General features: G+C 34.1%; 13 protein-coding genes. 3 read left to right on the top strand and 10 right to left on the bottom strand.

From position 1 onward, the window contains the following. Positions 1–11: 11 nt before the first annotated feature. Positions 12–677, bottom strand: a complete 666-nt coding sequence (locus tag GWR14_RS15635; protein ID WP_163410014.1) for a succinate dehydrogenase cytochrome b subunit — start codon at positions 675–677, stop codon at positions 12–14. 361 nt (positions 678–1,038) lie between these two features. Here GWR14_RS15635 and GWR14_RS15630 point away from each other — a divergent pair, with 361 nt between their 5' ends. Continuing rightward, positions 1,039–2,400 carry a hydroxymethylglutaryl-CoA synthase family protein gene (locus tag GWR14_RS15630; protein ID WP_163410013.1) on the top strand — a complete coding sequence of 454 codons (1,362 nt, stop codon included), beginning with the start codon at positions 1,039–1,041 and terminating at the stop codon, positions 2,398–2,400. Between the two features lie 59 nt (positions 2,401–2,459). Here GWR14_RS15630 and GWR14_RS15625 read toward each other — a convergent pair whose 3' ends face one another. From GWR14_RS15625 to GWR14_RS15600, 6 genes are all read right to left on the bottom strand, one after another. Next, entirely contained in the window at positions 2,460–2,918 is a 459-nt protein-coding gene (locus GWR14_RS15625; RefSeq protein ID WP_163410012.1) for an SRPBCC family protein, read from the bottom strand. A 14-nt stretch (positions 2,919–2,932) separates the two neighbouring features. Next, positions 2,933–3,667 (bottom strand): alpha/beta fold hydrolase, encoded by a 735-nt coding sequence (locus GWR14_RS15620; protein ID WP_163410011.1) that lies wholly within the window; start codon positions 3,665–3,667, stop codon positions 2,933–2,935. A gap of 255 nt (positions 3,668–3,922) precedes the next feature. Next, on the bottom strand, positions 3,923–4,102 hold the full coding sequence (locus GWR14_RS15615) for a hypothetical protein (protein WP_163410010.1): 180 nt from the start codon (positions 4,100–4,102) through the stop codon (positions 3,923–3,925). A 76-nt stretch (positions 4,103–4,178) separates the two neighbouring features. Continuing rightward, entirely contained in the window at positions 4,179–4,550 is a 372-nt protein-coding gene (locus GWR14_RS15610; RefSeq protein WP_163410009.1) for a hypothetical protein, read from the bottom strand. Between the two features lie 41 nt (positions 4,551–4,591). Further along, positions 4,592–5,158 (bottom strand): hypothetical protein, encoded by a 567-nt coding sequence (locus GWR14_RS15605; RefSeq protein ID WP_163410008.1) that lies wholly within the window; start codon positions 5,156–5,158, stop codon positions 4,592–4,594. 126 nt (positions 5,159–5,284) lie between these two features. Beyond that, on the bottom strand, positions 5,285–6,673 hold the full coding sequence (locus GWR14_RS15600; protein WP_163410007.1) for a hypothetical protein: 1,389 nt from the start codon (positions 6,671–6,673) through the stop codon (positions 5,285–5,287). Between the two features lie 650 nt (positions 6,674–7,323). Here GWR14_RS15600 and GWR14_RS15595 point away from each other — a divergent pair. Beyond that, positions 7,324–8,616 carry an aminopeptidase P family protein gene (locus GWR14_RS15595; protein ID WP_163410006.1) on the top strand — a complete coding sequence of 431 codons (1,293 nt, stop codon included), beginning with the start codon at positions 7,324–7,326 and terminating at the stop codon, positions 8,614–8,616. Between the two features lie 257 nt (positions 8,617–8,873). On the opposite strand, the gene GWR14_RS15590 is transcribed toward GWR14_RS15595, so the two are convergent. Continuing rightward, complete coding sequence (locus GWR14_RS15590) at positions 8,874–9,392, bottom strand: ferritin (protein WP_163410005.1); 519 nt, start codon at positions 9,390–9,392, stop codon at positions 8,874–8,876. Between the two features lie 89 nt (positions 9,393–9,481). Continuing rightward, a complete protein-coding gene (locus GWR14_RS15585) occupies positions 9,482–9,838 on the bottom strand; it encodes a hypothetical protein (protein WP_163410004.1) in 357 nt (118 codons plus the stop codon). Between the two features lie 303 nt (positions 9,839–10,141). Between GWR14_RS15585 and GWR14_RS15580 the strand changes: the two genes are divergently transcribed. Then, entirely contained in the window at positions 10,142–10,945 is an 804-nt protein-coding gene (locus GWR14_RS15580; RefSeq protein ID WP_163410152.1) for a TIGR00266 family protein, read from the top strand. 255 nt (positions 10,946–11,200) lie between these two features. Here the strand turns inward: GWR14_RS15580 and GWR14_RS15575 are convergent, their stop codons facing one another. Further along, positions 11,201–13,063 (bottom strand): RagB/SusD family nutrient uptake outer membrane protein, encoded by a 1,863-nt coding sequence (locus GWR14_RS15575; RefSeq protein WP_163410003.1) that lies wholly within the window; start codon positions 13,061–13,063, stop codon positions 11,201–11,203. Between the last annotated feature and the right edge of the window lies 1 nt (position 13,064).

The raw sequence follows: 13,064 nt of genomic DNA, 5'->3' as shown, positions 1-13,064 counted from the left end.
TATAATTGATATTAATTATTGAAATGATGAAATAAAGCGATAATTACGAAAAGACCAGGAACTACAACTGAAAACCAGTAACCAACTTTTGCTAAAAATCTAGAATATTTGTTGTGCATCCCTACAGACTGAAGAGAAGATGCAAACCCGTGCCATAAGTGGAATCCTAAAAGGATAAAAGACACACAGTATAATCCTGTACGGATCGGGTCATGAAATTTATGAACTAACTCTCCATAATACCTAGTAGCATCTGGCGCTGTACCTGCTATGTACTTATACGTAACTTCAGGAAACCAGAAATCATAAAAATGCAGTCCTAAGAATGCTAAAATAACCAATCCGGAAATAATCATATTTCTGGAACTCCATGATGCGTTTGCAGCCCCATTGTAATTCGCATACGCAATAGGTCTTGCAGCTCTGTTTTGAGCAGTAAGTATAAATCCCATTACGAAATGGAAAATTACTCCGATTGCCAAAATTGGCTGCATTACAAATTGTATTAGCGGATTGTAACCCATAAAGTGTGAAGCCTCGTTAAAAACGTCTTCACTAATAATAGAAATGAAGTTTAAGGTAACATGCAGCGCTAAAAACGTGATTAAGAATATTCCCGAAAGAGCCATAGCTACTTTCTTTAAGATGGAAGCATTCAATAGTGCAGATTGTGCCATAAGTGTTTAAGTAGTTTTGTTTTAAAAATTAGGCAAAAATAACTCAAATACACGTCAACTACAACCATTTCGTTGTTATTTATAATCATTTTAAAATAGACTACGTATACGTACTTTTACGTATAAAAAAATGAATTACTCATTAATTTATTATAAAAATTTTCAAATCTATAATTAAGTCGATTTATTTCAAAAAATATGCATCGCACAAAAAAATAACAAAAGTTTACTAAATTATTATTTTACTCCAACTTTTGACTTGTTTTCTACAAAAGTACTGTTCAACAGGAATTTTATACACGTAAAAAATTGCCATTCCATTCTAATAACTTTACCTTTACCGCCTTCAAAAAAAATGAGAATGAAAACAGGAATTGATGCTATTTCTTTTGATGTAGCCAACATACACTTACCCATAAAAACATTGGCTGTTGCCAGAAATATTGAACCAGAAAAACTGGAAAAAGGTCTAGGATTACTAAAAATGACTTTCCCTGACGTTCATCAGGACGCAGTAGTTTTTGGAGCAAACGCCTTAACAAAATTGATCATTGACAATAAAATCAATCTAAACGAAATAAGCCGAATCTATGTTGGTACCGAAAGTGGTATTGACAGTTCAAAACCAATTGCTTCTTATCTGATCAATTTAATGGAGCAAAAATTTGGTGAAGACGCTTTAGCCGAATGCGACGTTGTCGATTTTACTTTCGCTTGTATCGGGGGAGTTGATGCCTTGCAAAACTGTCTTGACTTTATAAAATTAAATCCGGCTAAAAAAGCAATCGTAGTAACGAGTGACTTTGCAAAATACGATTTAAATTCTGGCGGAGAATACACTCAGGGTGCCGGAGCTGTTGCGATGCTGATTACTTCAGATCCAAAAATCATTGCGTTTGATGACAATTGGGCAACCAGCACAAAAGGTGTTTTTGACTTTTTCAAACCTTACAGAAGCATTTCAAAAGAAGCCATTACACAAAACACAAATAACGATTCCTGGTTTGACAATTTAGAAGCTGAAATCGAAATCCATAAAGATCAGCCGGTTTTTGACGGACAATATTCAAACCAATGTTATATGGATCGTACACGAAACGCTTACTTTTCATTCAAAAAATTAAAAAATACTACCGAAACTTTATACAACACCTGGCATAGTATTGTGATGCACTTGCCGTATTCTTTTCAGGGGCGACGAATGTTATCTGAAATTTATGCTTTAGACGGTGCTGAAAAAGTTATTGCTGATGGCATTTCCTCTGCTGATTATCAGACTAAAATTAAGGAAGTAGCAAAATCTGATGAATACCGAAAATTTGTAACCGAGAAATTACAGCCTGCTGAATTAGCTTCTTCTTTAATTGGAAATCTTTACACCGGTTCTATTTTCATGGGATTATTATCAACTCTGGCTCATTTTAATGATACAAACAAAGAAGTTACAGGAACTAAATTTGGTTTCTTAGCTTACGGAAGCGGATCAAAATCAAAAGTTTTTGAAGGTACAATTCAACCGGAATGGAAATCAGCTTTAATAAATGTGAAACTTTTTGAAAACTTAGCAGAAAGCACAGAAATTGATTTCAATACTTACGAAAGTCTTCACAAAAAAGAACAAAAGCAAAGTGTTCGAACTCCAAAAAACGAATGGGTTTTAGACCGAATCGAAAAAGAAATTTCAACCTTAATTGGCGCTCGTTATTATAAATGGGTGAATTAAAATTCAAATTCTAAAAAACCGAAGTTTAAGGCTTCGGTTTTTTTATATCTTGACTTTCATTAAATCATTTTAGATAATTCAGCTTCCAGTTTATCAAAGTTCTCTTCATTTTTATCAACTACATATGGTTTCAGTTTATTGCATTCTTCGGGAGTGTCAAAAATCATTTTAAAAATAATTTTTGTTTCATTATCTAAAACCTTTTCAAATGATACAGCCACCTGAAAAAGCGGTTTTGAGAATCGTTTCCAACTTAAAAAATCAGGTTTTTCTACTTTTAGAAATTCGCATTCATTGGCATAATTCCCTTTATCAGGTCCATGCATTATAAAATTCCATTTCCCGCCGGGGCGCAAATCAAATTCATTAAACGTATTGGTAAAACCTTTTGGTCCCCACCAGCTTTTTAAATGTTCCGGTTCTGTCCATGCGGAGTAAACAAGTTGCTGAGCGAAATTTACAATTCTGGTTGATACGATTTCGTTTTCGGATTTTGCTGAAATATTGTTTGATGGCATAATTTTTCATTTGATTATTCATTTATAAATGAAACCATTGCGCTTAAAGTTTCTTTCTGTTGCTGTTCTCTGCTAATATCAGCTTTGTCATCTCCTAACTGAAACCCATAATAACCAAATTGACAATGATTTGCTCCTTGTATCTTTATGAATCTTGCAGTTTCAGGCAGTTTCGATTTGTTTTTCAAAACAGATCCTTCATCTGCCACACCGTCTTTTGAACCGTAAATTTTTAATATTGAAATTTCAGCATCTGCTAAAGAAATATCCCTTGGGTGCGAAGTTCCTATCAATATCAGTTTGTCTATTAATTTAGGATTTTCATATACAAACTGCGCTGCCATTTTTCCGCCCTGCGAATGTCCTGCCAGAATGTATGTTTTAGAATCATCGCCAAAAAGATGTAAATCTTTGGGTTTATTATATCCTTTTGAGGCTAGTCGCCATGGCATTTTGATTAAATAAACCTTCATGTTTTGATCAGCTAATTTTCGACAAAGCGGAACATAAGCTTCTGCTTCTACCATTGCACCGGGGTAAAAGATAACAACATTTTTAAATTCTTTTTTAGGCGCAAATAAATAGTAATCGGAAACTTCTTCAACTTTAACCAAATCATTGCTTTGCAAAAAAGACTTGTCCACACCATCCGATTCATAAGAATAAAACAGCCAGATGGTAAACAGAACTCCTGTTGTAATCCAGATTGTTTTTAAAACTTTTTTCAGCTTCCATGTTTTTCCTGCCATATCAAGTTGGTTTATTAAATTAAAGAGTGTCAGGCTGAGTCCATTCTGCTTCGCTCAGGATAAACTTATTCGAAGCCTTTTCGGATTCATAAGCCTTCGACTCCGCTCAGGATGACATCTATTCCTTAAATTGCAAATAATATATCACTTATAAAAATACAAATACTCAAATTTAGCATTTCTCTGAATAACTCTACAAAAAAAACCGAAGCAGAAATTACTTCGGTTTCACTCTGAAATTCTGAACAACTGAAATCAATCTTTTTTATGCTGTTCGGTATAATTTTGATTGCCTTTAATTCTGGTATCTTCTGTGTGCATTCCGTTTACCATTCCTAACATGAAGGCGGTTAGTATTACAATAATTTTTCTTTTGAGCCAATGAAGCGGCTGTTTAGATTGCTCTAAACCTTTTTTATGATTTTGTTTATACATTATAAAATGATAAATGATTAGACATTATGAATCATCTTATGCTTTGAAATAGCATAATTACTGAGGAAGAAATTCCTTAAGCGCTGTATAAACTTTCTCTGAAGTTGGCTGAAATAGTATGTTCGTTTATAAAAACAAACTGCTTTATAAATGAAATAATATTTTGATGAAGATTGCTACAAACCTGCAAAAGAATTTTAGTCTGCAGACTGAAAACTTCTTTAAACTCAAGGTAACTTAAAAGTATCGGAAATAAAATTTTCTCAAATGATTTTATACGATTGAAAACGTATAACCGAATATTCTTTAGATCAGTTTCTTTTCCAGAAGTGACATAAGAAGACTGGTAATATTCGGGAACATGAGACTGAGAACACAAAATACCGTCACCTGTCATCACGACTAAAGCCATAAAGAGCGAAACCAGGTATTTTAAGTGGTTTTTCAAATCCGTGTACTTTAAAAGAATACTGCAAAAGTAGATTAATTTTAAACAATTACCGCTTCTCTGTTTTCTTTTCTATGAAGAAGCAAAACCAATCCCAAAGAAAAAACAAGACAGCTCAACAACATTAAAATTCCATTTTTTAATACAAAGAATGAAACCCCTACCAATGGCGCTCCCACAATTACCATTAAAGCATTTATTGTATGCGTTTTGATAAAGTTTACAGCATGTACCGCCAACCCTACAAAAAGCAACGATGGCCCTACAACAACAAACGGAAACAAAATAGAAGGCGTATTACTGATATGTTCAGTCAAGAGAGCTTTTGCAGCTTCGTTGTCGCCGTAACTCCACATGATAAAATCGATTGTACAAAGTCCTACGTGAGCCGCAACTCCTAAAGCTGTGATGAAAGAAGCAACCGAATTTAATCTGTTTTTTGGAAATACATTATTGAATGACAACAGCAGACAAGCCCCAATTAAATTAAACCAATGCGCAAAATCGACCGGTTTTTTGAAATACTCAAAAGCAGCACTGTTTGAAAACATAATATAACTCAGCACAAAGAAGAACAGTCCGATTAAGCAGATGGTTTTTGGTTTCATAGATTTTGGTTTATTGTAAAGACTTGTGAAGTTGGGGTTTGTTACAGGTTTTTATATTCTTTTTGGGCACGGATTACAAATCCACCTTTTTTTTATAATTTGTAAAATATTTACTTTTCTTTTAAACTACCAGAATTTCCACCATGGTGTTGCCATCTCAAAACTTTTTGTTTGAGTAACTATAGTTTTTTCTTCAACTATCGGGTTTAATTTTTTTTGGGGAACTGTGGGAAGTGACACTCCCTCTTTCTTATTTATTTTATTAAGTAAATTAACAACATTATAGTCACTCACATATAATTCAACTAAAAAGTAAGCCAGTATACTTGTCTGATTTTTTGAAAGTGACGCTAAATTTTTATCTAAAAAATTCAAAATATCACTTTTGAATTTTTCTTTATATCTACCAATATTCAAAATAAAACGCAATGCTCCTTCTCCATATCTTGTTTTATCTTTTAATATAATTTCTTCAAGATATTTAAAATTATCTACTTTATAATCATCTGTAATTAGAGCAGTTATTGCATGTAAAAATGTGTTTTTTATTTGATCATCACTTTTACTAAAAGATTCTTCATATATATAAATATCAGTAACATCATTTAAATCCTCATTTGTTGAAACTTTACTAAAATAGCTTAGTGCATCCAGCAGCCCTAAACTAGCATCCTTTTCGCTTTTTAAAAGTAATACCGATGAGTCATATATTTCTTGATAAAGTCTATCGTTGATTCTTTTATCATTTAAATATTTGTTGTTATTTTTATCATTATCTTCAATATTCGGAGCTTCATTTTGGACATTTTCCCCTATTATCCTTACTAAATTTAATTTAGCTTTTTCAAAAACATCAATTTCTTTTTGTGAACGAGTATCAATATGGGAAATTTCAGGAAATATCCCACTAGAAAATTTTACAGAGTCACATTCAAAATCATTGATTATACCTTTATAAATATCAGCAGCAAATTCTATTTGTCCCACCTTCTCGTAACTTTCAGCAAATTGCAACATGTCTTCACCTATTTCAAATTTTTCAAGTAAGTTTTGAATTGAGTTAGTCACCTGCGCTTTACCTGCAGCAACATTTGCAACTGAATTACTTTCATTTTTACTTTTCAAAACATCAATAAAAACTTGCAACTCTTGTCTGATAACAGGGTTTACTTTGTAGACATCTTCCAGATCAGACAAATAAACTCCATTTTCCATTGCTTTATCTGCCATTAATCTTATAAATCCACACATTTTAAAAGTCAATTCAACCAAAACTGAAGAATATGCTTTAAATTGAAAATCGTTTAGATTTGATTTTTGAAGAGTTAAATATATTCTCAAACCTTCTAAAAATTCTTCCTGAAATTTTACAGCATCAAAACTTTCACCATCAATTTCAATTTTTTCATTGCCTTCTAAAACTTCTAAAAGAAATTTATGTATTTGAAAATCTTTGGAATCTTTCAAATATTCTTTTAGCTTGTCAAATTTATTCTCTATAATTAATTCTATCATTATTATTGTTGTTTTATTACACCAATATACAAATTCCCACAATTGAAAAAATTATTCCTATATTAAAAAAATAAATTCCTTATGAAATTGAGAATTGCGTTAGGGATAGAGGCAGTATCTCCCAACTTAGAAAAACAAGTTTTTTAACCCTACTTTTTGTTAATTGGTAATAAAACCGAAAGCCCCGGCTCTTGGGACACGCCATTCTAAAACTTTTAAAGTACTTAGAAACTAAGTTGCTGGGATTTTCACAATATTGTCATTTCGAAGTAGGAAAAATCATAACAGAAACTCCGCAAAGAGAATAACTAATATTTGTCGATTTACGAGTGTGATTTCTCCTCCGTCGAAATTGACAGAACTTTGCGCTTATTAAGCTTTGTCGAGTTTACTTGCGGGGATTAACTTCGCCAATTCGCTTTCGCTCATGTCCTCATCCCTCGAATGACAAGATTGAAGAAAAACTATGCGACTTCGCGTCTTTGCGAGCAAAAAAACTTGCGTGCTTTGGTAAACCTTAGCGAACTTTGCGGCTAAAATTAGAACGAATAAAAAATCCCAAACAAATAATAAAACTTTAAGAAATCAATTTTACGTTGATGACTTAAAATATGTAATTTTGAAATTCCAAGTTCAAAAATGAAACAATTATGAAATATCATCAAATAAACAGCAATCTTTTTGTAAAAAACCGCAGAAAATTTACGGCAGAAATGAAACCTAATTCTGTTGCCATTTTCAATTCAAACGACATTTACCCTGTTAGTGCCGACAGTACTTTGCCTTTTGCACAACACAGAGACATTTTTTACCTAAGCGGTGTGGATCAGGAAGAGAGTATTTTGCTTTTGTTTCCGGATGCACCTTATGAAAACCAGAAAGAAATGCTTTTTCTGAAAGAAACCAGCGAGCATATCGCCATTTGGGAAGGCGAAAAACTGACCAAAGAACGTGCTTTTCAGGTTTCGGGAATCAGAACGGTTTACTGGCTGCAGGATTTTCATAAAGTTTTGAACGAAATGATGACGTATGCTGATACGATGTACATCAATACCAACGAGCATTACCGCGCTGCTGTTGAAACTGAAACACGTGAAGCCCGTTTTGTAAAATGGTGGAAAGAAAAATACCCGGCACACAATGTGGCAAAAAGTAACCCGATTTTACAAAGAATCCGTTCTGTAAAAGAAAGCGAAGAAATTGATTTGATTCAGCACGCCTGTGATATTACCGAGAAAGGTTTCCGCAGATTATTGTCATTCGTAAAACCAAATGTTACCGAATACGAAATCGAAGCTGAACTGGCACACGAATTCATCCGTAACCGTTCTAAAGGTTTTGCTTACACGCCAATTATTGCTTCGGGGAACAATGCGAACGTTTTACATTATATCGAAAACAACCAGCAATGTAAAGCAGGAGATTTGATTCTGCTTGACGTTGCTGCTGAATATGCCAATTACTCCAGCGACATGACGAGAACGATTCCGGTTTCGGGACGTTTTTCTGATCGTCAGAAAGCGGTTTACAATGCGGTTTTAAGAGTAAAAAACGAAGCTACAAAAATGCTTACGCCAGGAACGCTTTGGAAACAATATCATGTTGAAGTGGGAAAAATCATGACTTCTGAATTATTAGGTTTGGGTTTAATCGACAAAGCCGATGTTCAGAACGAAAACCCGGACTGGCCTGCTTACAAAAAGTATTTCATGCACGGAACGTCTCACCATATGGGACTGGATACTCACGATTACGGTTTGCTTCATGAGCCAATGAAGGCAAATATGGTTTTCACAGTTGAACCTGGAATCTACATTCCGGCTGAGAAATTCGGAATCCGTCTGGAAGACAATGTTGTGGTTCAGGAAAAAGGAGAACCTTTTAACCTGATGCGTAATATTCCGGTTGAAGTGGATGAGATTGAGACTTTGATGAATTCTTAATTAGAGAATAGAATAAAGAGAAAAGACGGTTTTCATTACTGAAAACTGTCTTTTTTTTAATTTAAATAAAGAATACTTTACTTGTCTTAGCCCTGATCGCAACGGCATCCTTTGCTTTTTTTCTTTAAAAAAGCAAAGATATAGTGGAGAGCAGGAACGATGTCTCTAAAACACCTGATATTTCTGCTCCTAAAAACACATAAAAAAGCCCTTAATAAAACAATATTAAGGGCTTTTTAAATTTTATAAACCGGTTATTATCCGATTTTTGAAATCTGAAGGTCTAATTGGAATTTACCGTCAGCTTCGTTTCCGTTGATTAGTTCGAAAAGTTCTAATGCTCTTCTTGCATTTTTCTCTTCTTCTCTTTGCTCAGCTACATACCACATCATAAAATCTTCTGTAGCATAGTCATTTTCAGCTCTGCATTTTGCGATTACTTTGTTTACAGCCTGAGTAACTGCAATTTCATTTTGTAAAGCAGTTTCAAATACTTCTCTGAAAGAAGCAAATTCCTGCTGTACTTCCGGAATAGATGGCGTAACTGCAATCCCTCCCATGTCTGTAATATATTTGAAAACTTTTAGAAAATGCTCTCTTTCTTCTTCTGCCTGCTTATACATATACGATGCGGTATTTGCATAACCATTTCTATCAAGCCATGCAGCCATAGCCAAATATTTGTTAGAAGCGTCACTTTCTAATTTTGCCTGTAAATTCAATATATTTTCTACGCCTTCAGTTAATGAAGTGCTTGTTCTTAGTAAATCTTTCATAACCTTTAATTTTTATAATTGTAAAATTACAAAAACTTAAGAAAGCAGCCCTAAATGTCTGAAAATTTGGATTTAATCTAAGTAAGATTCTAAATAAGCTCAACATTCACAATATTGCAGAGCATAGAATGCAAATTGAGGGTAAACTTAGTTCCGTTTAATAATTCACGAAGCTGAACTATTTCGCAGATGGTAAGATTTCTGGAGAAATTTTTCTTAGTAGTTTCAATCAGCTGTGCATCTGACTGATCAGACAAATCATAAAGCATATCCAGAATATCAACGCTATTGACCTTTCTTTGGAAAATCAAAAAATCATGAATTTTATAATTTGATACTGTATCAATAAAATTAATGATGATACTGTTTGTCAAATCACATTGATAACTGTATCCTTTTTCGGTTTCAAACAATATGTTGGTGGTCAAATCGCTAACTAATGCCATTCTGATAAAATTATAACGGTGCAAAAATATATAATTTACATCAAATAAACACGTAATTAAGACTAATTTAAAATAACAAAAGCTGTTAATGTTTTTAAAATTTAAAAAAGATGGTCTAAACCTCATTCATTCCGCTTTGTGAAAGACAAATTTAGCCGGAAGAATTTTTGTTTAAAGCCTTCGACTCCGCTCAGGATGACACTATTCCTTAAATAATTTTTTATCTAAAAACAAAGAATACAAAGAACTGTAACATTCGGAATCATGTTTCGTCTAATTTTAAAAATAAAAAACTTAGAAATTATGCAGGCACACGAAATAGATTATCAGATTTTTGGAGAAGAAATGCAATATGTTGAAATAGAACTTGATCCACAGGAAATTGTAATTGCCGAAGCCGGGAGCTTTATGATGATGGAAAACAATATCCAGATGGAAACCATTTTTGGCGATGGTTCACAACAACAGGGGTCGGGTTTGTTTGGCAAACTTTTAAATGCAGGTAAAAGAGTTCTTACCGGTGAAAGCTTGTTTATGACCGCATTTTTAAATCAGGGTCACACAAAAAGTAAAGTTTCATTTGCATCGCCATATCCGGGAAAAATCCTTCCGATTGATTTAACCGAATTTCAGGGCAAATTTATCTGTCAAAAAAGTTCTTTTTTATGCGCTGCCAAAGGTGTTTCTGTTGGGATAGAATTTTCTCAGAAAATGGGACGCGGCTTATTTGGCGGTGAAGGTTTTATCATGCAGAAAATCGAAGGAGACGGAATGGCATTTGTACATTCTGGAGGAACAATGGCTAAAAAAGAATTAGCTCACGGCGAAGTCCTGAAAGTAGATACAGGATGTATTATTGGTTTTACTAAAGACGTTGATTATGACATTGAATTTATTGGCGGAATTAAAAACTCCATTTTTGGTGGCGAAGGTTTATTTTATGCTACCCTGAAAGGTCCGGGAACAGTTTACATACAATCATTGCCTTTTTCAAGACTGGCAGACCGCATTATTGCATCAGCACCAAGATCCGGTGGAAATAGCCGTGACGAAGGAAGCCTGCTGGGCGGACTAGGAAATCTTTTGGATGGGGACAATCGATTCTAATTTATAAAAATGGTTTATTGCTGATGCATTTTATCTGCCTGATCTGCTAAATCTGCGTGAAAAATTTACTCTCGCAGATTCTGCAGATTGAGCAGATTTTTTTTATTTCTTTTCACTTAGCACTTCTAAAATTTTCTCACGAATTGTTGTTTTAAAACCTTTTACTCCTTCTGATTCAGAAATGGAAGCCGTTTTTCATAAAAAGCCAAAGGCAGACCTTTCGACCTGCCTTCAACAACCAACCAAAAATTATTTTTAATATCCGTTATTACCAAATTCCTTTGCATTTGAAATGGCATCCAAAAAGGATCTTGGAATTGGCCTAACCTTATGTTTATTGTCAACAAAATTTGTTCCTGCAATTGGATTTGTCTGCTCCAGATAAGCTTTGTTTAATTTTCCCGTACGTTTTAGATCAATCCATCTTGTGTGTTCACCGGATAACTCTCTTGCTCTTTCTTTTAAAATAAAATCAATATTCATTTGAGAATCTGAGACTAACATTTCGTTTTCTCTTGATGTCAAAGCAGCTCTTTTTCTTAAAGTATTTACATAACCCGCAGCCTTAGTCTGATTATTGTCATTTAAGATAGCGGCCTCTGCTGCAACCAGATAAATTTCTCCCAAACGAATAATAGGGATATCACCTAACCAATACTGATTACTCTGGCAATACAATGCGGCAGAAAATTTTCGCATAGCCGGAAAAATATTGATAAGATTTGGGTCGTTTGGATATAATGTTGGATCCTTATATCTATTTGTTCCCGGTTCAAAGAGATCACTTGGATCAGCAACAAGTACAGGCATTTTACTTTTCACAGCAGGATCGATGTTCCAGTTAGGCGTAAAAACAGACAAACCTTCATCATTATTCATATTGATTTGTTCCTCTATTTTTTGCGAATAAAAATTAACCGTTGGAAGTGCCTGAGCTAAAGTATTTTTAATGGTATAACCCACTACTGAGGCATCTTTTTTATAAGCAGTAGCCATTGTTTGTGTAATCGTTTTGTTTGCTACGGCATAAAACTTATACGTAAACGTTTCCGCAAAACGTGTATCTGCAGGCGATTCTACCGGAGAAAACACCTCTGTTAGCAAATATTTACTTGGTTTTAGCAAACGACTGTTGGCTCTTCCGTACAAAATACTGGTTGCTCCTGCACCCCATTCGGCACCTCTGGTTGCTAAATCAGGCAAATAATACTGTCTTGTTCTTCCTCTGTTGAAACCTTCCGGATTAAGACCTCCCGGATCAATTCCCTGGGTAAACAAAAATTCTGTATTTTTCTTGTTATTGTTGCCCTCCCACAGCTTCTTAAATCCCGATTTGGTATTATCGCTTAAATACAAAGCAGTATTATATTTGGAAGGATTATTAATTAATTCTTCAGCAGTTTCCAACGCTAATTTTGCATATTCCGAAACGTTTCCTAATCGTGTTCTTTGCAGATAAACTTTGGCCAGCAAACCATACGCCGCTTTTTTGGCAACACGCCCTTGTAAAGTCTGCTGAACCGGAAGATGTGTACAGGCAAATTTTAAATCCTCTATAATTAAATCGTAAAACGCTTCTTCAGAACTTCGCACAGGGGCATTATCAGCTCCTTCAATAATGGATGATTTTGTTCTTAAAACGACACCTCCAAATTGTTCTACCAATATAAAATTACAAAAAGCTCTTAGAAAATAGGCTTCCGCCAATTTAGCATTCATTTCATCTGTAGAGGAATAACCCTGAACATCTTTTGAATAATAAATCGCCGTATTACAAAGATTTATAGTCGCATATGTCGTTCCCCAAATCACTTTAATGTTTCCATCGTCCGGATTTAACTGGCTGGCATATTGTGCATAACCAATTCCGCTAGTACTTACATTTTCCCAGGAATCAGTTCCTGCTTCTGTTGGTGCTATATAATCAACCTTTCCGTGTAAGAAATACAAATTCTCATAACAGCTGTTAATTAATCCTTCGAATCCCGGTCTTTCACTATAGGATTTATCCAGGGAAATAGTGGTAAGGTTTTCTTCTTCTAAACTACAGGACTGAAGTAATCCGGCAGTAAAAAACAGTAAAACAATTACTGTTTTTAAGTTTATATATTTTTTCATA

Origin of the sequence: Flavobacterium ajazii (assembly GCF_010614725.1) — a bacterium.
In the GTDB taxonomy this organism is placed as follows: domain Bacteria; phylum Bacteroidota; class Bacteroidia; order Flavobacteriales; family Flavobacteriaceae; genus Flavobacterium; species Flavobacterium ajazii.
The sequence above is the reverse complement of the archived record's forward strand: the minus strand, read 5'-3'. Positions and strand labels throughout refer to the sequence as shown.

Excerpts from the sequence above, each read along its gene's own strand:
- GWR14_RS15635 (WP_163410014.1), bottom strand. The coding sequence starts at position 677 with ATGGCACAATCTGCACTATTGAATGCTTCCATCTTAAAGAAAGTAGCT.
- GWR14_RS15630 (WP_163410013.1), top strand. The coding sequence starts at position 1,039 with ATGAAAACAGGAATTGATGCTATTTCTTTTGATGTAGCCAACATACAC.
- GWR14_RS15625 (WP_163410012.1), bottom strand. The coding sequence starts at position 2,918 with ATGCCATCAAACAATATTTCAGCAAAATCCGAAAACGAAATCGTATCA.
- GWR14_RS15620 (WP_163410011.1), bottom strand. The coding sequence starts at position 3,667 with ATGGCAGGAAAAACATGGAAGCTGAAAAAAGTTTTAAAAACAATCTGG.
- GWR14_RS15615 (WP_163410010.1), bottom strand. The coding sequence starts at position 4,102 with ATGTATAAACAAAATCATAAAAAAGGTTTAGAGCAATCTAAACAGCCG.
- GWR14_RS15605 (WP_163410008.1), bottom strand. The coding sequence starts at position 5,158 with ATGAAACCAAAAACCATCTGCTTAATCGGACTGTTCTTCTTTGTGCTG.
- GWR14_RS15600 (WP_163410007.1), bottom strand. The coding sequence starts at position 6,673 with ATGATAGAATTAATTATAGAGAATAAATTTGACAAGCTAAAAGAATAT.
- GWR14_RS15595 (WP_163410006.1), top strand. The coding sequence starts at position 7,324 with ATGAAATATCATCAAATAAACAGCAATCTTTTTGTAAAAAACCGCAGA.
- GWR14_RS15590 (WP_163410005.1), bottom strand. The coding sequence starts at position 9,392 with ATGAAAGATTTACTAAGAACAAGCACTTCATTAACTGAAGGCGTAGAA.
- GWR14_RS15585 (WP_163410004.1), bottom strand. The coding sequence starts at position 9,838 with ATGGCATTAGTTAGCGATTTGACCACCAACATATTGTTTGAAACCGAA.
- GWR14_RS15580 (WP_163410152.1), top strand. The coding sequence starts at position 10,142 with ATGCAGGCACACGAAATAGATTATCAGATTTTTGGAGAAGAAATGCAA.
- GWR14_RS15575 (WP_163410003.1), bottom strand. The coding sequence starts at position 13,063 with ATGAAAAAATATATAAACTTAAAAACAGTAATTGTTTTACTGTTTTTT.